At 42.0% G+C, this 24,639-nt stretch carries 19 protein-coding genes; 10 read left to right on the forward strand and 9 right to left on the reverse strand.

Annotated features, from left to right (window positions below; all coding sequences use genetic code 11):
• The first annotated feature begins 100 nt into the window (after positions 1–100).
• Both BWD42_RS23945 and BWD42_RS23950 read left to right on the forward strand, forming a co-directional pair.
• On the forward strand, positions 101–2,008 hold the full coding sequence (locus BWD42_RS23945) for a polysaccharide biosynthesis protein (RefSeq protein ID WP_077438950.1): 1,908 nt from the start codon (positions 101–103) through the stop codon (positions 2,006–2,008).
• Positions 2,009–2,190: 182 nt separating this feature from the next.
• Positions 2,191–3,504 carry an aminotransferase class I/II-fold pyridoxal phosphate-dependent enzyme gene (locus tag BWD42_RS23950; RefSeq protein ID WP_077438952.1) on the forward strand — a complete coding sequence of 438 codons (1,314 nt, stop codon included), beginning with the start codon at positions 2,191–2,193 and terminating at the stop codon, positions 3,502–3,504.
• A 91-nt stretch (positions 3,505–3,595) separates the two neighbouring features.
• Here BWD42_RS23950 and BWD42_RS23955 read toward each other — a convergent pair whose 3' ends face one another.
• Both BWD42_RS23955 and BWD42_RS23960 read right to left on the reverse strand, forming a co-directional pair.
• Positions 3,596–4,261, reverse strand: a complete 666-nt coding sequence (locus BWD42_RS23955) for a TetR/AcrR family transcriptional regulator (RefSeq protein WP_077438954.1) — start codon at positions 4,259–4,261, stop codon at positions 3,596–3,598.
• Positions 4,262–4,488: 227 nt separating this feature from the next.
• Positions 4,489–5,658: a homing endonuclease associated repeat-containing protein gene (locus tag BWD42_RS23960; RefSeq protein ID WP_139351272.1), complete on the reverse strand. Its 1,170-nt coding sequence runs from the start codon at positions 5,656–5,658 to the stop codon at positions 4,489–4,491.
• Between the two features lie 487 nt (positions 5,659–6,145).
• On the opposite strand from BWD42_RS23960, the gene BWD42_RS23965 reads away from it, so the two are divergent.
• Together BWD42_RS23965 and BWD42_RS23970 are read left to right on the forward strand one after the other, a co-directional pair.
• Complete coding sequence (locus tag BWD42_RS23965; protein ID WP_077438958.1) at positions 6,146–6,646, forward strand: DinB family protein; 501 nt, start codon at positions 6,146–6,148, stop codon at positions 6,644–6,646.
• A 542-nt stretch (positions 6,647–7,188) separates the two neighbouring features.
• Positions 7,189–7,584, forward strand: a complete 396-nt coding sequence (locus tag BWD42_RS23970) for a hypothetical protein (RefSeq protein ID WP_077438960.1) — start codon at positions 7,189–7,191, stop codon at positions 7,582–7,584.
• 119 nt (positions 7,585–7,703) lie between these two features.
• Here the strand turns inward: BWD42_RS23970 and gldM are convergent, their stop codons facing one another.
• Positions 7,704–9,239 carry a gliding motility protein GldM gene (gene gldM / locus BWD42_RS23975; RefSeq protein WP_077438962.1) on the reverse strand — a complete coding sequence of 512 codons (1,536 nt, stop codon included), beginning with the start codon at positions 9,237–9,239 and terminating at the stop codon, positions 7,704–7,706.
• Positions 9,240–9,269: 30 nt separating this feature from the next.
• Positions 9,270–10,082 (reverse strand): gliding motility protein GldL, encoded by an 813-nt coding sequence (gene gldL, locus BWD42_RS23980; RefSeq protein ID WP_077438964.1) that lies wholly within the window; start codon positions 10,080–10,082, stop codon positions 9,270–9,272.
• 341 nt (positions 10,083–10,423) lie between these two features.
• Between gldL and BWD42_RS23985 the strand changes: the two genes are divergently transcribed.
• The gene (locus tag BWD42_RS23985; protein WP_077439040.1) at positions 10,424–11,494 is read left to right on the forward strand and encodes an endonuclease/exonuclease/phosphatase family protein; all 1,071 of its coding nucleotides are present in this window, start codon (positions 10,424–10,426) and stop codon (positions 11,492–11,494) included.
• 3 nt (positions 11,495–11,497) lie between these two features.
• Here BWD42_RS23985 and BWD42_RS23990 read toward each other — a convergent pair whose 3' ends face one another.
• Complete coding sequence (locus BWD42_RS23990) at positions 11,498–12,277, reverse strand: DUF4249 domain-containing protein (protein ID WP_077438966.1); 780 nt, start codon at positions 12,275–12,277, stop codon at positions 11,498–11,500.
• Between the two features lie 5 nt (positions 12,278–12,282).
• Positions 12,283–14,604: a TonB-dependent receptor gene (locus BWD42_RS23995; RefSeq protein WP_077438968.1), complete on the reverse strand. Its 2,322-nt coding sequence runs from the start codon at positions 14,602–14,604 to the stop codon at positions 12,283–12,285.
• A 301-nt stretch (positions 14,605–14,905) separates the two neighbouring features.
• Between BWD42_RS23995 and BWD42_RS24000 the strand changes: the two genes are divergently transcribed.
• Genes BWD42_RS24000 through BWD42_RS24010 form a run of 3 tightly spaced genes read left to right on the forward strand, consistent with a single transcriptional unit; the run spans position 14,906 to position 18,061 of the window.
• Positions 14,906–16,033, forward strand: a complete 1,128-nt coding sequence (locus BWD42_RS24000; RefSeq protein ID WP_077438970.1) for an acyltransferase family protein — start codon at positions 14,906–14,908, stop codon at positions 16,031–16,033.
• Between the two features lie 9 nt (positions 16,034–16,042).
• Positions 16,043–17,233 carry an aminopeptidase C gene (locus BWD42_RS24005; RefSeq protein WP_077438972.1) on the forward strand — a complete coding sequence of 397 codons (1,191 nt, stop codon included), beginning with the start codon at positions 16,043–16,045 and terminating at the stop codon, positions 17,231–17,233.
• Positions 17,234–17,272: 39 nt separating this feature from the next.
• Entirely contained in the window at positions 17,273–18,061 is a 789-nt protein-coding gene (locus BWD42_RS24010) for an HAEPLYID family protein (RefSeq protein ID WP_077438974.1), read from the forward strand.
• 473 nt (positions 18,062–18,534) lie between these two features.
• Here BWD42_RS24010 and BWD42_RS24015 read toward each other — a convergent pair whose 3' ends face one another.
• The gene (locus BWD42_RS24015; protein WP_077438976.1) at positions 18,535–20,352 is read right to left on the reverse strand and encodes a hypothetical protein; all 1,818 of its coding nucleotides are present in this window, start codon (positions 20,350–20,352) and stop codon (positions 18,535–18,537) included.
• Between the two features lie 36 nt (positions 20,353–20,388).
• Complete coding sequence (locus BWD42_RS24830; RefSeq protein WP_175992138.1) at positions 20,389–20,562, reverse strand: hypothetical protein; 174 nt, start codon at positions 20,560–20,562, stop codon at positions 20,389–20,391.
• Between the two features lie 1,205 nt (positions 20,563–21,767).
• Here BWD42_RS24830 and BWD42_RS24835 point away from each other — a divergent pair.
• Complete coding sequence (locus BWD42_RS24835) at positions 21,768–21,941, forward strand: hypothetical protein (protein ID WP_175992139.1); 174 nt, start codon at positions 21,768–21,770, stop codon at positions 21,939–21,941.
• Positions 21,942–21,986: 45 nt separating this feature from the next.
• Positions 21,987–23,492, forward strand: coding sequence for a hypothetical protein (locus BWD42_RS24020; RefSeq protein WP_077438978.1), 1,506 nt, complete (start codon positions 21,987–21,989; stop codon positions 23,490–23,492).
• A 161-nt stretch (positions 23,493–23,653) separates the two neighbouring features.
• Here the strand turns inward: BWD42_RS24020 and BWD42_RS24025 are convergent, their stop codons facing one another.
• Positions 23,654–24,451 carry a tyrosine-protein phosphatase gene (locus BWD42_RS24025; RefSeq protein ID WP_077438980.1) on the reverse strand — a complete coding sequence of 266 codons (798 nt, stop codon included), beginning with the start codon at positions 24,449–24,451 and terminating at the stop codon, positions 23,654–23,656.
• Positions 24,452–24,639: the final 188 nt, after the last annotated feature.

Genomic DNA, 24,639 nt, shown 5'->3' on the forward strand with positions numbered 1-24,639 from the left:
ATGGCCTGATTATCGTATCGCGTGTCTCTAACTACGTTTATACTAAAACGTCGAAAAGAGCGTTTTGTCATTTACTGAATAGTTGATTTATTATACTTAGATGGGTAATTTATGGAGAGGGGGCTTGTCCATCAACAAGCCGCGTTGGATCATATTGCTATTGGATATGATTATTGTAGCTGCCGCTTTTTTTGCCAGTTATGTGCTAATTTTTAAGCATAGAGGGGGTGTGGAGCTTGACAACATGGCCAGACAGGCACTACTTGTTTCGATAGTATATTTAATATGGTTTTGTATTTTCGGCACATTTAAAGGTGTTGTCCATAAGACTGGGATTCGTGAATTGCAACGTATTGTGCTGGCCATTGGATTGGCCTATTTTTCCACTGCGCTGATTTGTAAAGTAATTGAGTGGCTATACCCATCCTATGATGATATGCTTCCTTTTTCGGATACGCAGCTGCTTTTTCACGCGTTGATTGCCGGTTTTGGCATGACTTTCAGTAGGGTACTGTATCGCGCATTATACCATGAGCTGATGTGGGGTAAAGATAACCGTATTCCGGTGATTCTTTTTGGTGCCGGTAATATGGGAAATACCACCTTTCACTTTATCCATACTACTTCGCGGAATAAATACCGGATTGTCGCGATTATGGACGATAATCCACATCGTATCGGTAATCGTATCCAAGGATTTAAAATCCACGACATTAATACACTGAACAAAGAATTTGCACAGCGCCATGGAAATGCCTCCGAAATTATTATCGCCGTGGATGACCGTAAACCGGAGCGATTGAACACGGTGTTTAAGCTTGCCGAACCGATTCCATTGATTGTTAAAATTATTCCGGATACGGCACGTCTATTGGCGGGTGAAGTGGCTACAAGACAAATCCGAAGTTTACGGATCGAGGATTTACTGGGACGGAAAGCCATTGATCTGGATAATCCTACCATAGCTTCCGAGATGAAAGGCCAGATTGTACTGGTCACAGGTGGAGCGGGTTCTATTGGTGGCGAACTGGTACGGCAGCTTGCACATACCGATTTGAAACAGCTTATCGTGCTCGATCAGGCTGAATCTGCTTTATATGATATTCAACAGGAACTGAGTAACAGCGATCATTTCTCGCGTTGTAACTTTGTTGTTGGGAACGTTCGCGATGAGGCTTTTATGGATACCTTGTTCCAATTTTATAGACCGACCTATGTTTTCCATGCGGCAGCTTATAAGCATGTGCCACTAATGGAAGCCAACCCCTATGAGTCTATCCTAACAAATGTATGGGGCTCTTATAACGTGGCATTATTGGCCGATAAATACAATGTTTCCAAATTCGTGATGGTGTCCACAGATAAAGCGGTCAACCCGACGAATGTCATGGGAGCGACCAAACGTGTTGCCGAAATAGCTGTATCTACTGTCAATATATACTCTAGAACGAATTTTATTGTGACCCGCTTTGGCAATGTATTAGGTTCAAACGGTTCGGTGATCCCCTTATTTGAAAAGCAGATGCTCAAGGGCGGACCGTTAACCATTACAGATCCAAATATAACCCGATATTTTATGACCATACCCGAGGCCTGCCAATTGGTACAGGAGGCTGCAGTAATGGGTAAAGGTGGAGAAATATTTGTCTTTGATATGGGCGAGCCCGTCAAAATTATGGAGCTAGCTAAGCAAATGATCCGGCTCAAAGGCTATAATTATCCGGAAGATATTGATATTAAAATTGTTGGTCTTCGCCCTGGGGAGAAAATTTTTGAAGAGCTTTTGGCCAACGGGGAGAATACCGAAAAGACCTATCATGAAAAGATTATGATTGCTAAGGTCAATACCAGTGATATTCATCTGCAAAAAGCACGGGTAGAACAATTATGTGCATTTGCGAAAGCTGCGGATCCTAATGATGATAAAATGAATTTGGTACAGCTGATTAAGGATATCGTGCCTGAATATCGCTCCCAGAATTCAGATTTTTCGGTTTTGGACAAGTAGTGATTGGCAAAATGGCGAATCATGATTTATCGTGACGATTTGTAGAAAAGTGTTTGTGATAGGGAAAAACGGATAGCAGGAATGTTATCCGTTTTTTTCATGGGATAGTATGACGATCAAATAACGAGAAATATCACTACTATTTAGTAAGAAATCAATAACTTTAATAAAAAACCATAGACATGAACCACGATAATTTTATGAACGCGGTTGATCGGAGTATTTCTGAGGGGGTCAAAAGAGGTATTCTCCATTTAACGCAACAAGGCCAGCTAACAACCGACAATCTCATCCGTATTAATGACGCAGAATTAGTGAATTTTACCTCTTGTAGCTATCTTGGACTGGAACATGATGAACGTTTAAAACGTGCTGCAATAGATGCCGTAGAAAAATACGGGGTGCAATTTTCCGAATCGAGGGCATATGTTTCCATCGATTTATACCGCGAACTGGAAGAGTTGATGAGCAAAATTTTTGAAGCTCCTACGATTGTAGCTCCTACGACCACGCTCGCGCATTTGTCTGCCATTCCTGTGATTTTGGATGCGGGTGACGCGGTTATTGCGGATCAGCAACTCCACAATTCGGTCCTGAGTGGCATCAATGTATTCCGGGCAAATTGGCCAGTTCACTTTGAGGTTCTCCGTCATAATCGTTTGGATTTATTGAAGGAACGTATCGAAATACTCCAGAAAAGCCATAACCGGGTTTGGTATTTTGCTGATGGTATTTATTCCATGTTTGGGGATCGCTGTCCCGCCGATGAGATTTTTAATATGTTGGCAGCCTATCCTTCATTCCATACGTATATAGACGATGCACATAGTATGAGTATATTGGGGAAAAATGGAAGGGGACACATCCTCAGCAACCATACGATACACGAAAGGATGATCGTTGCTTCGTCAATGGCCAAAGCTTTTGCGACAGGGGGCGGAATTTTGGTTTTTCCGAATAAGGAAATAGCGCGACGGGTGCGTGCCTGTGGTGCACCATTCAACTCCTCAGGACCGCTTCAACCTGCGACCTTGGGTGCCGCAGTAGCCTCGGCAAAGATTCATCTAACAGACGAAATCGCTGTGCTTCAAACCGAATTAGCGAATAGAATAAAATATGCCAATTCCTTATTTAAAGAAACTTCATTGCCCTTAATATCGAATTTTGATTCGGGTATATTCTTCGTCGGAACATCAAGAGCCGAGCTGGCTTATAGTATTATGGAAAAAATGATCAAGCGTGGATTTTTGCTGAACATTGGGGTATTTCCCGCCGTATCCCAAAATCATTCCGGCATAAGATTTACAATAACTGTACTGCAGTCCTACGATCAGATTGAAAAGATGGTAAAGACACTCAACGAAGTATTTTTTGAAACGTTAATGGAACACAACTATTCGGTAGATCAGATCTATCGTGCCTTTAGGGTCGTTGCCCGCTTGGAGGATCGTCCCGCAGGTGAATTCGTTAGCGAAGATACCGTTGAAAATGAGTAGAATTCAAGAGATTTTCGGGAAACTTGGAATTATTGGTGGCATAGATAGCTTAGATTTATGCCTATATTAACTGCTGTAATTAAAAATCTACTTATTTGGCGGGTTCTTCCACGGAGTTATAAGCCCAGCCCAAAATATTCTTAATGGAATCTTTTATCCTATTTAACCCTTCTGGCGTGGAGATATCAATCTCACAGACGGTACTTTTTGTATGTACCGAATGAAGAACAAGATAGTAAATACCGGCAACGAGAATTGTGACAACTGCCCGCAGGTCAAGATCCTTACCTTGAAGTTCCTTGTCTGCAAAAGCGAAAAACAGCGCGCTCATCTTTTCCCGTTCCTGAGAAATCTCAGACATAAGGATCGACTCTTCGCAGATCTGCCAGGCTAATATCTTTTGCATTTCGGTATTGGTCAGAAAATCTTCAAATTGATTTAGTAATAACGATTCCAAAAAACCTCTTGATCCGACCTCGGGCGCATTCCCAAAAAATTCGACGGCGTTCACGGTCGCAGAAAGCCAATAGTCTTTGCCCCTGATGTATGTTTCTACCAGGTTGTCCAATGTGCCAAAGTATAAACCAATAAGCTTACGGTCAACACCTGCCTTTTTTGAAATATTAGCGATGGTAAGTCCAGGGTAACCTTTTTCTTTGAGAACTTCTCCAACGGCAGCAATTAGCTTGCCCATGGTCCGCTCTTTATTATTCTTTTCGCCCTGATATTGCTTTCTCGACTGTTGTTTATTGGTCATAATACTGTTTGAAACAGAAAGATTTGCGTATTAATATCAAAGATATAAAAAAATCAACTTAGCTTATATTTAATTAGCTAAAGTTTGTAAATTATTTAAGTATTTGGTTAGAAAAACTCTTAGACAAAGCGTTAAAATTGATTGCTCATTCCTTTTGAATGAACAAAATAAACCTGCTTATCGAAATCATATGGGACTCAGATATATTAAGAATTGACGGGCGGATCCTAACGCTTCTTTGCATATGTTGGTTTTTTCAGAATATTTTTAAGTTCTCCTGCTGTATAGGGCTTACACGCTGCTGGAATGATTTTAAATCCACAGGCCACACGTAGTCCATTGATATTGTGAAAACGATTGTCGTAAATATCTCTGGTATATCCCGTCAATTCAAACAGTTTTGATCGGGGCATGCCGTTTTCAAAACCGTGTTCAATACTTTTACGCTTATAGAGATCGACGAGCTGCTTTTTGCTCAATTTGCATCGTTCAGGTGTGCTATGGGCGGGCTTTTGACCAAAAGATTGGATAAAATGGTTCAAGCGTTGACCGGTCTTCCACGTCATTGCTCCGCTAGTTATCCCCATTTTGGCTTCCAGTTCTTTCGTCGTCGGGGTTCTGCCGAGTTCTTTTGCGAGACTGAGGTAATAATCCTTGATACTAAACCTGGTTACCGGAATTTTGGTCCCAGCGAGATAACATAGGTTGTTCCAGCCAAATTTGTCCACCAGATACCAGACCGAAGGATAATTTTCGGGTTTAAGCCGTTTGTAATCTTTATAGTGTTTAATATGATGCTTTTTGATCAGCTGGATTACTGCTGCTTTAGCCTCGGATTCGGTCATGGTAGTTACTCTGAAATAAGAGTGCAAGCCCGCATATTCAAGGACATCTGCCCATGTATTGACCTTGAAATGGATAAAGTAAGACTTATAATTATAGAGGCCATTTTTATGGACACAATCCCCGACAGTTGGAGAACGATGGTGCTTGATATAAAATTTAACCAGCGAGTTTTTAAGCTTTCCAATAGAAGGTATCCGGCGGTCATTGGGGGCAAAACCAGCTGCAGCTATAAACTTGTTCCAAGTGCCAAAATATTTACGGACATTTGTTGATTTTGCCGAAAATTCCCTGCGCATGGGAATGCGGTCATTTTTTTTGTAAAAGTCATTTAGCAAGACGAGTAGCTCAGCTTTGATTTCTTCCGCTGTTTTATTGATACGGGGCTTAAGTCCTGCCGCCAGAATAAAATTGTTCCATGACCCAAAGTAGCGTCGTCCAATGGTGTTGATGTTTTCCATTTCACGACGAATAGGTGTTCTGCCGTGCTGCTTATAAAATTCTTGAACTTTCGAAAAAGCTTCTTGTATTGTCTTTTCCTCAGTAGGTCTCAAATCGTATACTTTTTATTGGTTATTTACTATAATTATTTACAATAAATATATACATTTATTTTTGAAGTTAAATGTGGGTGTTTAAAAGGCTGTATGCAATTAGGGTGCAATCACTACTTTCATGGGAAATCTACAAGTACCTATCTAGGTATAAATTTTTCCAACCGTGTTTATAGTATAGCAATTCTGGTAAGAAATTTACCAGTCTTAATGTGCCTTGGTATAAGTTTTACCAAGCATGTTCATAATAGGGCATTTCTCGGTAAAAAATTACCATCCGGCAAACAATAAAAGACAGGAAGGAGAAAGCTCTTAGGACAGGCATAGAAAAATGCAAAAGAGGGATCAATTTATTGGTATAGCTTCAAGTCATAAAATTCACTATATTTAATTGGTTAATAGCCAGTGTTTAGCAGCGTTCTGCTGTGTGGTACGCATCTTTGAATATTTCCCAATTTTAATTTATTAAATAGAAAATAAAAACAATATGAGTCTAAAAACATCTATTACAAACAGTGTTGATTATAACATTTGGGTCATCGAACAGTTAGTTGCGTGGCTGAGGGGCTACCCTGAGGAATTGTTACAAACAGAATGTCCGTCGAGTTTCAGTAGTATTGCAAAAACGCTCAAACACATTAGCGATACACAATTGTATTGGTCATCGATGATCAGGGGGACGGCGACACCAAGCTTTGATTATATCGCTACATCGGTGGATGTTGAAACAGAAATGAACAACATCGTTAATGAAGCCAAACTTTTAGCTGCCTATGTAAAGGAAAATACTGAAGCGATGAATGAACCTCATCTCATCGAATCACAATGGTTCTCTTCTAATTTTCCCAAGTATGAATACCTCCAGCATTTGATTATCCATACAACGTATCACCGCGGTCAGATAGTCACCATAGGGCATCATGTAGGTGTTCTGAAAGCGCCTATGCTGGACTATAATTTTTGGAATGTGATGCGGCAGCAGAAATAACATTAAGGCAACTTTGGATCATTAACGCTTGTCATGAAACTAAAAGATATAAATAACAGATACATTGGAAATTGGAAAGGTAATCATAGGTTGATTCTAAGTTGGCAGCCCGATTCGGATTTCGATTCTGATTCTTTGTTCATCAATAGTAAAAGCTAGTTTATCGTACATAAAAGAGTAATGATTGGTTATTAAAGCAAAAGACACGCCCTGGGACGCTGTTCTGATGGGTAGCGTGGCGTGTACTGTTGATGCAACTATAAGCACCTGCTCAATGGGGCGTTAACAGCATTGATGGGTACACTTGTTAGCTTCCTATTGAGTAGAGTCCTGAATAGGATCTTCAGGCGAAAGTGAACAGTGCGCATCTACTTTAGGTGCCCATTTTGAAGGATAATTGGTATTTATACGTTGGATATGTATTTATACTTTTTTATAGCTTGCTGGATACGGGTATTATTTGCGCTATGCTGGAATGGCATAAAGTTTGGATTTAAACTCTTGGTTTTAATAAAATTTAGATTAACATATACACACGAACTATGAGAAAATTTATTCAAACATTGGGTTTAGGCATGCTTATTTTGACAACTGTAATTGGTTTTACTTCATGTAGCAAAGATGATGATCCTGCAGACAACAACCTTTTTATTGGTAAATACGAAGGGAAAATCGCATTTGACGACCTAAAGGACAACAGTAAGGATGTAGCTTCTGCTGACGGTACGGTTACCGTAACGAAAACAGGCAATACTTATAACTTTGCTTTTGGCAATAGTATTCCCAATCTCAATGGCGTTGACTTTGAAGAGAAAGACAATGTGTTGATTAATATTGGCTCGGCCGGTACGGGCGTGATCCGTATTGATGCGGGTAAATTAACCATCGGTTATACCAAAGATGACCAGGTCTGGACAGCTGATTGTCAACGTAAATAACAGTAACATTTAGTATATTTTTTATGAGCCATTTCTATCAAGGAATGGCTTTTTGGTAAAAAAACGGCCTGCGCTAATCAAAGTGCAGGCCGAATGTATATATAGTAGGGGTGATTTTTCTAATTTGCTGTTAGCGCGACAGCATTGAGCTGTCTTGCTGTTCCATCTGGTCCCACGGCAACGATATTGTCAAAAATAACCCGAGTACCCGGAACGATGCCATTTAAGGCCGATGACATGCTGGAGCTCAGCTGTCCGCCCGAAGTGGACAGCACGATCGCATCGGCACGTGGCTTGGCCAAGATCATGGTAAACTTGGTCACCCTGAAAGAAGCATCAAAGTCAAAATTGTCCAGTTTGGCAAATAAAGCATTCTGTGCCTTGAGCGCTACAGTGGCCATGGATCCGCCAGTTTTGCCAGCAAATTTGGCAATCGGATCAGGGATTCTTTTGACACGGAATTCGGTCGAACTCAAGGTCTGTGTTTTGCCCGGTGCGACTTCGGCCGAGACGGAGATACGGGCTGTGCCCGGTGAACTGACACGCACATTATATTTTCCGCCACCTGCACTGGATATGCTTCCACCGCTCATGCTTACCCGGATTTTATCCGTAGGCGTTCCCGGAGCAGAAACGGAGATGGGATTATTGACCCCGATATACAGTACATTCATTTTATCCGGGGATACCACCGCCGAAGGCCGTGCCACCTGGTAGGTCTGCTGTGGCGTCCGGTATTCTTTAAAGGTGCCATCGGTCTGTTTGACCCGGATCACGCCGGTCCAGCTAAAAATTCCCTCCCGGCTGGTCGGTACGCTGTACACCCCTTTGCCATCTACGATCTGTAACGCAGAGCCGTTGACCGAAATGGCTGGCTGGGATTTTGAATCGGATGCCGTCAAAAAGACTTCAGCTTTGTAGGGCTGCCCCTGTACCAAATAGGAGGTAGGTGCAACAGCTACTGCAGCAAATTTGTCCAGATTGACTACTGCCTGATCCATTTTGCCCAGGATAATCTTGACGACATCAGACTCCGCGTTCTGTGCGTCGGTCTGGATCTTGGTCAGAATGGTCATCGCTGCGGTCAATGGCGTGCCACTGCCAAAATTGATTTCTTCCCAGGTTTTTTTTCCGTTCACCGATTTCTCCGGATTTTTGGCTTCCAATGAAAAAGATACCAATTTCTGCTCTTCAGGGGTAAGTAATGCCAATAATTTGGTACGGGTCTCATTGATTTTGTCTTTCAGGAGCGTTCCTTTTTTCTCGTTAATCATAAGATTGGGTGAGATATCCTCATTTTCCCGTTTCACGAGATCGCCCTTCTCCTCATCATAGCCGCCGCCCTGTTTGACAAATTCTTCTTTAAGGGAAACAATATATTTATCCAGTTCGCCAATAATGGCCTGTGCCTTTTTCGCCTTATCGTAGATCGGTTTGGCACGTGCCGGCTCTTCTTTTAATTTGGTATGTTCAAATGCTGCGAACAGCTGTTGTACAGCCGTGTTGACATTGGTCTTGGATGTCTCGAGACTATTGTTGATATTTTTGAATGCGTCCAAGATAGAATCCGGTACATTGAGTGCCAGTAAAGCAAGCAGTACCAGATAGAGGATGCCGATCATCCGCTGTCTTGGCGTTTCTCTTCCTAAAGCCATTTTTTCTGATTTAAGTAATACAAGGGTAAATTATACACGTGGCTGGTTCATGGCACTCAGCATATTGCCATAGATGGCATTTAATGCATTCAGATTTTTCGCCAGTTTGCCCACTTCTTCTTTAAATGCTTTGGAGTCATCCAGTGATTCGTTGAAGTTTTGCATGGTATAGCTTAAGTTCTCGTAAAACTTATTCATCGATTGCAGGTGAGATGCAGAGTCACGTAATTCGCGCTCATACATGGCATTGAGTTGACCAAGGTTGCTCGTCAGGTTTTTGACCTGGTCGTGGTAGTTTGCGGTATCACCGGAGGTATTGGACATGGCCACGAGATTTTCCGATGCTTTTTCAAAAGCAAGGCTTAAGTGATCAAATTTTGAGGTCGCTGTGCGCAGTTTCTGTGTAAATTCATCGGTTGCCAGCGACACATCGGAGAGTTTATTGATGGCGGATACTTTTTCACTGAAATCGCGTAATCCACGGCCCAGGCTTTCGATACTTGCCGGTTCGATATGGGCGTCGGCAAACATTTTGTCAAGTGCTGCTGTTGCGGACGGACCTGCAGGCTGTGCCACAACTGCTTTGCCACGAACAGGCAATTCGCCATTAAAATTATCATCCAGTTCAGGATACACCCGTGTCCAGTCGGGTTCAGGTGCCGGAGGATTGAAACCCATCAGAAAGAAAAGCAGCGCCTCTACACCGAGCCCGATCCCGATCATATAATTGGCTGTGCTGCCGCCGATATGGAGGATCTTGAACAGCACCCCAATGATGACGATACTTGCGCCCCAGGATATGGCCACATTCAGCCATCTTGAATTGTCTTTTTTCTTGCTCATAGTTTTGTATATATGTTTTTGGTTTAATTTTTCTTGGATAGTTTTATTTTTTTGTTTGATTTCATCTGTATAAAACGGATTTGTCTATTTAATAGTATATCATATCGACGATAATCATCGATTTAGTGTTGATTGTGCAATAGTCCACCCTATTTCAAAAAATATACCAAAGATTCTGGCTTATCTAAGTTTTCTTTGTTTCTTAGAACCATTATTTAAGTAGAATAAGCGTTTATCAAAATAGAGTAAACGTTCTTCCGCCTTGCTGGTTATAGTTTATAATAATTCGCTATAGAACCTGCGAAAGAATGCAATATCTTTGGAGTAATTTTGGGATGAATATGCAAACCTTTTTTCTTGTTTTCTCGGGCTTATTGATCATCATAAGCGTATTGCCCTTTTTCAAGAGTCAGCACTGGATTTTTCGTGTGGCCGAATTTATTAAGTTGCAGCTGCTGGTTTTTCAGGTACCTGCTTTGGCTTGGGGGTTCTATTTGCTTGACGGATCGCCCTGGATCTGGGGAATACAGATCGCACAAGCCCTATTGATCACCTATCATATATTTATCCTGGTGCGTTACACGAAATTTTGGCGCAAGGAAAAATACGACAAAGGCAAAGATGCCTCGGAAAGCATTAAAATTATCTCCTGCAATGTGCTGCAGTTTAATGAGGAGCACCAGCGTTTCATCGAGCTGATCCGAAAAGAAAAACCGCAGATTTTTCTGACAATGGAAAGTGATGCGGCATGGGAGGAGGCGCTGCGGATCTTGGAATCAGATTATCCAAATGCGGTCAAGGTGACCTTGGATAATACCTATGGAATGCATTTTTATACCAAGCTCAAGGTCAATAAAAGTCAGGTCCACTATTTTGTGGCGGATGATATCCCCAGTATAGAAGCTGAGTTGGAGACAGTGGACGGGCACCGTTTTATCTTTTTTGCTGTGCATCCGCCGCCGCCTAGTCCGACGGAGGAGGAAAACTCCAAAGAACGGGATGGTGACCTGCTTAGTGTGGCAAAACGGGTTCGCGATTATAAAATGCCGGTAGTGGTTACGGGTGACTTTAATAATGTGGCCTGGGCCAGGTCTTCCATACTGTTCAAGAAAACCAGCAAGCTGATCGATGCCCGTATAGGGCGTGGGATTTTATCCACCTTTCACGCAAATTATTGGTTTTTCCGGGTGCCTTTGGACTTGCTTTTCCATAGTCCCAATGTGTTTATCGACAAACTGTTTATCTATCCTTCGGTAGGGTCGGACCATTTCCCAATGGGTTGCACCTTTTTTATTGACCGTTATTCAGAAGAGCAGGCCGAAGATATCGAACATCTTGATCCGGGTGAACTAGCGGAAGTGGACGAACTCATAAGCGAAGGCCGCCAGGAGGAAAGTGATAACCGTAGCTAGCGATTATTTTCCGATCTGTAATTTATACTCTTTTGATGGGGCTACCGAGAAATAACCCAAGGCATTGTTGGATATATTGGATCTGGGATTACCGGGAGCATTACTCATCGTATTGCTTTGATATTCGTTCCAGTATTGATAGGTTTTCTGATCCACACAATAGCGGCGAACGCTGACATGGTCTCCTGGAGAAAGATCTGTTTCGAGATCAGCGATATAATGTGTCACCTTCAGCCCGTCATTGAACTGGTCAGACTGTGCACTGGCAAAACGAAACGGTCCGCCATTGATTGATAGCATGTAGATATAATAGTTGGAAACGCGGGCAGGATCTTTAAAGCTCAGCGCTGCAAAAAAGTAGCTTTTCCCGGCGATACTTTTTTGGGAAATAGCTGTGCTGTCAACAGCAACATAGGCCGGCATCTGACAGCTTGCGATGTATTGTGTCTTATTTACATTGGCCGATAAGATATATACCCGGCCTGCGGTAGGCATAAAATTACGGTGGATATAGTAGCCGTCTTTGTCATATTGAAAGGAATAGCTCCGATTTTGGTTGTCTCTGACGTTTATTGTTGCGCCTTTGATGCCCGAAGTATTGACTGCGTCGTCAAATCCCACGGAATGTGAGATACGTATGCGCTGAACGGGACCGGCGTCCGATAACTGGGCGTCGATGACCACACGGGCTGCGGCTTGATGAAGATCAAGATCTATTTTTTCCTCACAGGACGAAATCAGCAGGAATAGACTGGATAAGATAAAAGGTAGTCTAACATTCATAACGTCTAAAATTTAAAGTTCCAGGTGACCGATGGGATAATGCCGAAGAGCACAATCTTATAAGCTTCTGTTTGGTTGGGATCGGCCTTGTTTTCGCGGAAGTCAATGCTATAGGCATTTTTACGGTTATAGACATTATATATTCCGATTGTCCAGCTGGAATGAAAGCGTTTATTTTTCTTTGGATCAAAGGTTGCGGATAAATCCAAACGATGATAGTCAGGCATGCGATAACCGTTCCGCTCGGTATAGTAAAACATGGATTTGCCGTTGATGAGATATTTCCCGCTCGGGAAGGTAACGGCATTTCCGGTATGGAAGACAAATGTTCCGCTGACTGTCCAGCTGTTTGAAAGGGAATAATTCGTCACGATGGCGAGATCATGTGTACGGTCCTGGCGTGCATTGAACCAGTTTCCTTCATTGATCCCGTTAAATCTACGCTGGCTTTTGGATAGGGTATAGCTAATCCAGCCTTTTAGCCGGCCGCTGTTCTTGCGCAGCTGCCCTTCCAGGCCATAGGCTCTACCTATACCAAAGAGCAGCTCCCCTTCAAAGTAAGCATTTGCCTGTAAACTGGCGCCATTGCGTACATCAATCTGATTGCCCAGACGTTTGTAATAGGCCTCTACTGAGAAGTCATATTGCTTGGCTGAAAAGCTATGAAAGTAACCTACAACAGCCTGGTCCACACGTTGTGGCTTGATAAGGAGACTACTGAGTACATACTGGTCCGTGGTCAGGCTAGCACTGCTATTGCTCAGTTGATGCAGGTTCTGGGCGATGCGGTTGTACGAAACTTTTAAGCTGCTGTGTTCATCCAGTAGCAGACTGGCGGACAGGCGGGGTTCTAGATTGATGTAATGTTTGGCAATCCGGCTGTTATCGCGTTTTTCGGAAATAGGCTTCCCATTTTTGTCAAATTGATAAAAGCTGCGCTTGCCCAGCACCATAAAATCATGGACATGGATACCATAGTATAAAGATAGGTTAGCCGTAGGCTTCCATTCATGGGAAATATAGCCGCCGAGATCAACTCCGCGCTGGCTTTCAACGGCTGTCGGGTTGACGGACTGATTTTTTCCGGCAGAAAGATTGGCCGGCCGGATGGACTGGCCCAATACGCCTACACCGAGCCGAAGGGTATGATTGGCATTGGCATGGTAGGAAAAATCCTGTTTGGCCTGGATGTTCCGGATATTGGAGGCGACCTGAAAATCGATCTGTTCGCTGGAAACACCGGCCGCATAATTGAACCCGCTGTAAACAAGGGAACTACTGCTGGATAGTTTATCATTAAACCGGTGGCTCAGTCGTGCCGTGGCCGTGGTATTGCCCCAGGCAACGTTAAAAAGGTCACCGTACTTTAATTTGTCCTTGCCCCGATAGCCCGATAGGTACAATGTGCTTTTCTTGCCCAGGTTAAAACTGAGTTTGGCATTCAGATCATAAAAATACAGCCTATTTTGATCCATGTCTTTACTTTTCGCCAGCCTTAAAAAGGAATCCGCATAGGAACGCCGGGCGCTGAATAGAAAAGAGCTTTTATCTTGTTCAATCGGTCCCTCAAGTTTTAGCCGCGAACTGATGATCCCTAGCCCACCTTCGCCGGAAAACTGCTTTTTGTTGCCATCCAATAGGGAGATGTCCAATACAGAGGAGATCCGTCCGGCAAATTGCGCGGGTATTCCCCCCTTGTAGAGCTGCACATCCTTGATGGCATCCGAATTAAAGGTCGAAAAAAATCCCAGCAGATGCGAAGGGCTATAGACCGTAGCCTGGTCGAGCAGAATTAGGTTCTGTCCGCCATCCCCGCCACGCACATGAAAGGTGCTTGAACCTTCTCCGCCACCTTGTACCCCCGGTAAGAGCTGTATGGTTTTGAGTATATCTTTTTCGCCAAATAATACGGGCAGATGCTGAATGTCCTTCATATTGAGCTGCGTGCTGCTCATCTGTGGGGCATCGATGCTTTGACCTTGCTCTTTAGCCGATACCGTCACTTCGGCGATGCGATTGGGTATCGGCTTTAGTTCAAAATTTCGTTCAAGCGATTCGCGCAGCTCAATGGGCAAGGTCTGCTGCTGATAACCGAGGTAACTAACCTGAAGGTCATATGTCCCCCTGGGCAGTGCTATACGGTAATGCCCATAGACGTCTGAACTGGTCGCAATGCTGTCTTTGACTGTACGGATAACTGCTCCGTGAAGCGGTTTTCCCGTAATGGCGTCTCGAACAGTACCGCTTAATACAGTTGCCTGTGCGGAGACAATAAAAGGGGATAAGGCCAGGGAAACGGAAAGAAAATAAGAGATGATCGATTGCATTTGAAGCTTTTACCTGATTGATTTTGTATACAATAAAATTGGAATGACGTATTAACCCTTTATTAATATTTGTTTTGATAGTTTAGGTGAAGATTACTGCATAATGTCTCATTCTTTTGTTCGGTTTAGTTTATGTATGTAACGCTTTTGGTACATTGAATATTGTTCTAAACCGCTTATTTAAGCAATGGATTTACCTAACGTCGGCATATTGGTTTACAGGAAGGCAAAACAACAGGATGGATATTTAGGTAGAAATGTGTAATTTAAGGGCAGCTAAACAATGTAGTAAATCTAACTAATGGATAAAGATTATCTTTTTAAAACGGCTGCGGAAGATCTCCAGTCAAAGACCATTGATTTTTTGCGTTTTCCCTTAATTGTAGGGGTGGTATTTATCCATACAGATTTTTCGGATATTGTCATGGGCGGTGTAAAACAGATTAGTTTTGTGAATTATCCTATTTTCAGCTTCATCTTTTCTTTGTTTTCCAAAGTGATCTTTGAGCTTTGCGTGCCACTTTTCTTTTTTATCTCTGGTTTTTTATTTTTCTATAAAACAGCTGGATTCTCTTGGGAAATTTACCTGCAAAAGCTAAAGAAGCGTGTACGGTCACTTTTGGTCCCTTATATTTTCTGGAACCTGGCCGTCATTGTATTTCTTTTGCTTGCACAGACCTTTTTTTCGGGAACTTTAGTTTCCGGAAGAAACAAACTAATAACGGATTATAGCCTAACGGATTGGCTCTGGTCTTTATGGGATACTTCGCATGTCAATCCACATGCGAGGAAAACCTTACCGGTCAACTCGCCATTCTGGTTTATTCGTGACTTAATGGTTGTAGTGCTGTCATCACCGTTGATTTATGTGCTGATTAAAAAGCTGAAGGCCTATGCGGTAATCCTGCTGGGACTGCTCTGGATCTTTAATCCTTTTTTTTATTTACCGGGATTGAGTACCGTTTCTTTCTTTTTCTTTACAGCGGGTGCTTATTTTAGCATAAACAACAAAAACTTCGTCCTTGGTATGAAGCCCATGTTATCGGTGGCTCTGATATTATATGTCCTGCTCGTAGCGGCACAGCTTGTCTTCCGGGGTTCAGCTTGGTGGACCACCTTATATTGTGCCGGAATTATCATTGGACTGATTACTGTAGTGACGGTAGCTGCGCATTTCATTGAAAAGGGAAGCTGGCGTACAAATGCATTTCTGGCCGAGAGCAGCTTTTTTATTTATGCCTACCATCGCTTACCCTTGGTCTTTGTGATCAAATTTTTATTTAAGGTGCTTAATCCACAGTCGGAGGGGTTATTATTGTTTCTCTACCTGGCTTGCCCTACGATAATCATTGTATCGGGCTTAGTCATATATAGTTTATTAAGGCAGTTTTGGCCTAGGTTTACAGCCATCATCAGTGGTGGACGTTAATAAAAAACGATGAAAAAAAAATATAAAAAGCTTGTTGTTATTCTCCTTGTACTGCTTGTCGGGGCAATACTGGCCACCTTTGGCCGGAAGATATACAATAAAAATAAATACAAAAGAATCAAAACCGAGTATGTATTTACAGATGTCATCAACCTGGGCTGTACTTCGGTCAAACAACAGGGCGCATCGAATACCTGCTGGTCCTATACGGGCAATTCATTTCTGGAGTCGGAAATGATCCGGATGGGAAAAGCGCCTGTTGAGATTTCCCAGGTCTTCACAGCACGACAGGCTTACTTGGATAAGGCGCATAATTTTGTGCGGCTCCATGGTGGGCTGACCATGGGTGAAGGCGGGCAATTGCATGATGTATTGAATGTATTCCGCAAATATGGTGCGATGCCCAGATCAGCTTATGCGGGCCTACGGGGCAATCGCACTTATAATGATTTCAGGGAGATGACGCCCATGTTAAATACCATGCTTAAGGTATTGGTCAAGAATAGGCCACTGGTACCTAATTGGGAGCGTGCCTATACCGCTATACTGGATACGCATCTTGGAGAGCTGCCCGAAAAATTCGACTATAAGGGAAAGATTTATACGGCGCGTACCTTTGCGGATCAGGTGATCGGGATTGATCCGGACAATTACATCGGCTTTGCGTCGGTAACCGATCAGCCTTATTATAAGCCTTTTGTGCTGTTGGTGCCGGATAACTGGTCCTTTGACCGCTTTTATAATGTACCTATGCAAGAACTCACCGACATCATTGACCATGCATTGCAGCAGGGGTATACGCTTGCCTGGACGACAGACGTGTCCGAAAAAAGTTTCTCCTGGCAGTATGGAATTGCTTATGTGCCTGAGAAATCAGTTGACGATATGACGAAGGAAGAAAAAAAGAAAATGTTCGTAAAACCAATGCCGGAGAAAAAGGTTACAGCCGAAGAAAGACAGGCGGCTTTTGACAATTATGCGACCACGGACGATCATGCCATGCATATCGTTGGACTGGCCAGGGATCAAACGGGCAAGGAATACTATCTTGTTAAAAATTCTTGGGGTAAGGCCAATGATTTTAAAGGCTATATGTATATCAGCAAAGCCTATGTGAGATATAAAACGATTACACTGATGTTAAATAAAAATGGGCTCAGTCCGGAGCTGTTAGCTAAAATTGATCGGAAAGAACGCTAATTCCCAATTGTTTCCATAATTCGGGGGGAGCTTTGTTGTATGAAAAACAACAACATCCTTATACAATGCTCCGGAGTCTTCCTGATGACCTGGATACTCTCATTTTCTACGATTGCTCAGGCGCAAGAAAGCCGAACGATACCCGATAAGGTGCACCATGCCGAACCCCTGTACAATGATCTTGTGCGCGACCTGGGCGCAAGAAAAGGGGAAAAGGAATTCAATATCGGTGCAGATATCACCCGGATGCGCAGGCTGGATGAGTACGGTTATCTAATGGAATACGAGTTTGCACCTATCGATCGACTGGGGCTGGAAGTGGAGACAGATTTTGCCTATTCAAAGAGCAAAGTGGCAGGCATAGCCTCCAGCAATGAACTCGAACGATTGAGGTTGTCATCACAGTATTCATTTTATGTGTCCAAGAAGCATGCAACAACATTGGCCGTAGGTTATACACAGATTTTTAATTTTGTCGAGGGCGGAACTGCTTTTAATCCCTTTTTTGTGGCGGCGAAGAGTTGGTATAGCAACTGGCATACCTTGGTCTATACAGGACCGGAAATAGCCTATCATTATAAATCTGGAAAGACGCAGATGAACTGGCAGATCAATACTTCCTTCCATTATACATTGCCGCAGACCGATCATTTTATTGGACTCGAGGTCAATCAGCAGGTCGAGTCTGGTTGTCTGGAGACAACGCTTCGGCCACAGGTAAAACTGGGAATTAGCGATAAATTGGCAATCGGTATGGCGGTAGGCTTTCCGGTGGGAAGCAGGGAAGAGACGATCAGTTCATTTTTTCGTCTGATTTATCAACTTTAAATGGACAACTTTTTGGGATGATTGCTGATCGTCCAATTCGGATAAAAATAGGAAACGTTCGATGGGACGAAAAATACTATTTTCCCGATGTAATGTATTGGTTTATAGGGTGGAATAAAATAGTGGAACGGACGCCTCCGTTCCACATTATCCAAATAGTTTTATCAAGTCGAACGCAAAAAAAATGACTTGACGCGCCAAATGTAGAAAATATAAATGGGAATTTAATAGTTAAATTTTGTGAAACTTTACAAATAAATTTTAAATGTAGCGGGAAAGTGACAATAAGAGGGTATAGGTCAAATGGCGAACCTGTTAAAAAAAACGGCGCTGTTCAAAGTAAGATAAAACCCTTTGTGGATAGAATATTTAAAACGAGACCGTAAGAGGACATAAAAATAGGGGTGTCTAGAAAAGCTAGACACCCCTTGATTGATTATCCGGAGGGATAAACAAAGATATTATTTCCAATATTAGTTCGGAAGAACCGGATTAGGGTTGTATCCTACAGCATTTGGATTCCAAGCACCATTGCGCACGCAACGCACGTTCATCAAGGATGATTTAATGACATTTACGCTATTGAGAAGTGTGATACCCAAGACATTTGTTGATCTAAATCCTTTGTATCCGGCATTTAAGTTTAGAGGAGGCACACCAGCATATCTATTTCCTAAATAATGCGTCACGCCCAAGCCTGCAATTGGCTCAAGAGGATCGAGTAATGACCTGTCATTCGTCCAGAATGCTGTATATTTACCGCCAGTTGTACCTAAATCTAGTGTAATAAGATCTTCTACAAGCGATAGGTCTCTCATAAAGCCGTTAAAGTTAAAGCGCAATTTGTTGGTTGCCGAAGTCGCTGCGCCATAAGCGGCATTAACACCTGTTGCAGTAAATTCCGAGTAACCGGCATTGACAGGAGCTGTTGCACCTGTGACATTGGCAGCCAATGCATTTTGAACATCTACTAACGCGTCTAGTGTACTACCCAATACATTTAAATTAAGATCGCCTAATAAACCTGTCAACCCATTGGAATTAATTGGATCTAGATCAGCTTTAGCAGGGGTTTTCCATAAACCCGCCGGGTATACCAGCGCACAAGGGTCTTTAGGAGATGCATAGGTACCTAAAACACCTGGTTTAGCTGCGCCATACGAGAAGAAACTTTTCGCATCTGTCGTTGGTTGATTGAAGTGGTAGAAACGGTAGGGGTTATAACCTGCTTGATAATAAAGGTTAGATCTTGACCATTGAACACCGCCGAAAGTTAATGGGGATTCAGTAATACCCAACAAGAAACGGTGGTTTTTACCGCGTTCTGGTGTGATCACTTGACCTCTTGTTAATGTTGCACCGAAAGAACGTTCAGAACCGTCTTCTAATTTAATCTTAAGCGCGCTAACAGATACATTCAGGCTTTGTTGTGTCTGATCGGCTGTATAATAATAAGCGATTTTTTGTTGACCGTCTGAACCTGGGGCAGTCACAAAATCAGCATACGTAAGCGCTGCAGTTACATCCGTAAGTGCTCCCACAAATGTACCTGTGGCTACGTCAAGTGTTCCTGTTTTTGCGTTGTTCCCAGTTACGGCAACTGTTGCTGAATTAATCGGAGCAAACATACCCATGGTATTCAATTCGATACCGATACGGGCAAATACACGGCTGAAATTAACATTGATCGGAACCGCGGCGCCGCTTACCGTAAATTCATTTGTTGCACGAAGTACATCCGTATTTCCCGGTAAGGCGATGTTTTGCATTTCAGGAACTTGCGTTGTAGTAGAATTGTAAGAAAGGGCAACCCATTTGTATGTTGCACCATCCGTTACGCTAACAGGTGTTTCTGTGCCTGCCGACAATTCTACAGATTTCTCAAAGGTATAATCGGTACCGTTTTTCTTGTATAAGAATAAGCGATACTTGGTGCCAGTAACTACTGGTGAAGCTGCACGCGTTCCGTTTGCCGCTTTAATACCCGATTGATCCGCTGTCGCGATTTCTGAAACCGGAAGTTGATTGTCAACACCGATCAATGCGTCAAAGCCATTGCTTTGAACGAGTTGTAAGTTGTGTTGAGCGGATGATCCACGGTTGCTACCTTTTGTTTTGATTTCTTCACCATCACTAATGCCAGCGATGCGAACGATGACCTGAGCCTTACCATTGGGAACTTCCTGTCCGTTTTGTGTGTCTTTGTTACAGCTTGTTACGGCTAATGTACCCAATGCCAGGTATGCAGCAAGTGCAAACTTGCTTGCGAAGTTTTTGTTGAATGTTTTCATAATTTTAATAAAAATGTTAGTGTAGGGATAAAATGATTAGAAACCGCTCGTATCCCAACCTGATCCGCCGCTACCTTCAGCGTCATCAACTGTAACTCCGCCTGCTCCTGGTGTTGCAGGTTGTGAACCTGCAGCAATGCCTTGCTCAAGTTCTACGACGTGCTCCCTGATGGAAGGGGCAACGTACATTTTTTTTGCGTTCTTATTCATGATATTATTATTTGGATAATGCCGCGTTATAAATAACGCGATTTTTAAATTTAATGGACAAATTAAAAGCTCAATATTTAATAATGTTGCGTTACATTACAGCTAACATTGCATATGCCTGCGTTGACAATAAACACAATGTTTGCCAATTGAATCTGATCTAACTTATTCTTTTTTTTTACTACTTAAATTTATATTGTATTGTACATCTTGTATATACGGCTCACAACACTTTTCTTCGTTTGAATTGTAATATTACGACTAAATATCAACTTGTGCAAAAAAAATTATTAAAATTTTTATCTGTATAATTTTTCACAAGTTGGAAAACCAATTTCTTTAAGTGCTATGTAGCTCTTTTATTATATTATGTTATACTTGTTATAATGTAAAAAATACACATTAATCTCTGTTTTTAGGCCGAGATCTCCTTAGCTCAGATATTGGAACAAATTAATTTATGTTTTGTTTGCATGGTTTTAAAATATTTTAATTTGTGAATTTATTTTTTTTTAATTAATATGTTTAAACAAGTATGCCGAAGGCCTTTGTCTAGGTCAGTTGTTTGTTTTGTCAGCCCCCTATATCTGCTATTATTTACGCTCCCCTTTTTTTGCCACAGATAACAGGGACACGATATATATTGTCTCCTTTTTTTAAATTAGGAAATCTATCTACTGAAAGATTAATTTGATTTTATATATTCTGTATTTCGACCTGTGTTATTAAGTTTTGTTTTCTATTTATTTTTTTATTAGAAAAACATGCTATTCTTTTTGGGTTTAATTTTTCAGCTATAGGGTTAAGTATTTAGGTTTCTTAATAAGTAAATTGTTTAGGCAATTAATAGCGGGTACTGAAGTGCTGGAAATCGACAGCCTGTCGGAAACTTCTCAAAAAAGACGATCAGATTACCTTGTTCAACTCCCCTTTACCGTTTTCCACCTTTATTTCTCATCTGAATGTCATGTAAAATGCTTGCGCCGAGATGGGTTGTAGTAGCTTAGCTACAGAAAAACAAACATGTCCCCAAATCCTGCCTACAATCCCGGATAATAGCTACTTTTGCCCAACTTCTGAACTAGAGAAGTGTCATATTATTCGGTTTTAAAAGGCTTTGTATGAATTATATACAATCTTTTTAATGTAGTGTATTATTTACACTAACAGGGAATCGCTTTAGAACATTTTTAAAAATATAGGAAATGAAAACGAACAAAGAAAACTTGGCTAATCTAAACGGCCGCTTACCTTATGAAGCTCCTCGTATGCATGCTCAAAACGTAGAATTGGAATATAGTGTTGCAGCTGGTTCTGTAAACAGTTCAGTAACCGAATCTTGGCAGACTGAAACACAGACGCAAGAAATCGATTGGTAGTAGATAAGGTGTTTAATTAATTAGTGATATAAACAATCATTTTTCATGAATAAGTTTACAATAAAATTTGGTTTCGCTTCTATGTTGGCCTGTGCCTTATTGATCTCTTCTTGTAGTAAGGATAATAACAGTGCCATAGTACCTGAAGGAACAACAGTACGTTTAAATATTGGTCAAGCCTTTGCAAAAACAGGTCCGTTTAAAGCCGCTTCGGCGGGCCGTTCTTATGCTTCGGCAACACAGACCGTTGAAATACCTTTTGATAATCAATATACATTGGTGGCGAGCTTAACTGCTCAGGAAGCCGCTACTCCGGGTCTGAAAGCTTCAAGCCGCGCGGCAACTGTCGCTACTGGCAGTGAACAACAGGCCTTGAAACCTGGAACCGTATATTATGTGGCAATTTTTGACGCAGCAGGTGATTATAAAGAGACGAAATCTTTCACACAGGGAAATACTGCACAGGATTTTGCGATCGAGAAGGGAAAATACACATTTGTCATCTACGCCTCAGGCTCAAATAAAACGTTACCGTCTATTGCGCCGGGTACAAAATTAAGTGCGGTAAATTTTGAAGGGCTTACAGCTGATCAGGACTTTATGCTGGATCAGGTGCCTTTTGATGTAAAAGAAGGTCAAAATGTATTGAATGCGGATCTTGAACACTTATTTACACAGGTGACCCTGAAATTTGACGCTTCGGCTGTCGGCACAGTCAGCAGTATTGCTGGAGCGACAATCGAACCTTCTAATGCAGCTGTTGATGTCAACCTGAATACAAGCGCCCTTACGTTCAAAGGTACGGTGAACCCGGTGGCTTTTAAATTGAAAAACACAACGGGTGGAGTGATCAATTCTGACTCTACCTTTATAGCGACAGCGGCTACAGCAAATGGCCTGGTAGGGTTAAAAGGTTTGTCCATAGGCGGAAGTGCAGCGAAGGATATCAGCAAAGGTGGCTGGAACCTGAAACCGGGTGTAAAGTATGTACTGGAATTTAAACTGAAGGCTCCATTGGGTGGACTGAACGTGGGAGGGCACATCTGGGCTCCGGGAAATCTTGTATATAATAATGGTAAATATAGTTTTGCCGCAGCAAATCAATTGGGTAGTGACTGGTATTATAACTGGTTGACACCCGCTGGCGTGGGAGCTGTACCTAGTTATAAGGAGATGCTTGATTATAGTGTGGATAGGGATCCTTGTAAAATGGTGAGTGCAGAGTGGCGTACACCAACGAAAGAAGATTATAATTCTTTATTAGCAACATCTGGTGCGGCGACAGACTGGCAGTATAAATATAATGGGACAGAGGGTGTGTTTTATGGTTCAAATAATTTACAGGCAATGTCTGCAGATCCTACAAAATACCTGTTCTTTCCCTCAATAACAGGAGGTACATCGCCTTATTGGACTTCTTCTAATATTGCGGACAATGCGGATAAATCTACTGCATCTAGTTTACAGTTTGGCGGGTATAATAAACCAAATAATGTATCAGGTGTAGATAACAAATCCAATGCTTTCCAGATTCGTTGTGTAAGAAACTAGGGGTTATTAGAGATAACTTATTTGGATAATAAATTTAATGGCGACGCATTCCCTAATTTGGGGAATGCGTTTTTTTATATAAAACTTTCTATGTCCATATGTATTGTTGCTTGCCGGATCAACTGATCCCTGCTGAACACAAAAAAGGACAGTTGGTTTTTTTAGCCTGCAATTCCTTGCGATTTTCTACTGTCTAAATGGTCCAGTAGGGTCTGATTTAAAATGGGCGAGGTTTTTAGCATATCACGAACGGGATATTTCTCGGCGATGTTTTTGAGCGCTTCAAGGTGCCGCTCATGGTGCAGGTCTGTACCCACAAAATCATACATGCCCGATTTGAGCAAGGTCATCGCTATCGCCTTACTATCTACACCGTAGTAGCGACTGAGTGACAATAAGTTCAATTGCAACAGGCAGCCTGCATCCTTGATCTGTTTGTAAATATTAAAATTACCGTGATAATAGTTATAGCGTTCAGGATGTGCCAGAATAGGTTTGTAGCCAAGTTTTTGGATGGCTAAAATCGTGTGAAAAAGTGCTTTGGATTCAGACAGATAGGACATCTCGATCAGGATATAACCCCCAGGCATGACACAGAGTTCGTCATGCTGAATAAGCGATGCGAGGCCATCATCAATCATATGCTCTGCCGCAGCAAAAATATCGGCTGCATTGCCATTGTCTTTTAGCCCTTGGACAAGGGCGGTCTGTGCGGCCTCAATACTTGACTTAGTATTGGGATGTACGCCAGCCATAATATGCGGCGTGCATATAAATTTCTTTAAACCCAGACGCTGTAATTCCTGAATATAAGCAATCGAATTTTTTACGGAAGTACTGCCATCATCTATTCCGGGGAGCAGGTGGTTGTGCATATCCACTTCCAAAAATTCAAGCTGAGCCAGCGGTCTGATGGATGAAGGCTTTTTCTGTTTAAACAAATTGGTTAAAAAATTCATAATATATATATTCAGTTATATGGTTTTGCCTGTCTTACAGGATGTTTTACAAACAATATGCCAGTTTTAACGTTTAGGTATGAGAGGAAGCGTATAAAAGAAGTAACGATTTATTGAATAATAATAAAATCTAACGGTGTTTTATGGGCAAATTTTTAACTTTTATCGTTGTTTGTAATATTTTCGGT

Source organism: Sphingobacterium sp. CZ-UAM, assembly GCF_002000245.1.
In the GTDB taxonomy this organism is placed as follows: domain Bacteria; phylum Bacteroidota; class Bacteroidia; order Sphingobacteriales; family Sphingobacteriaceae; genus Sphingobacterium.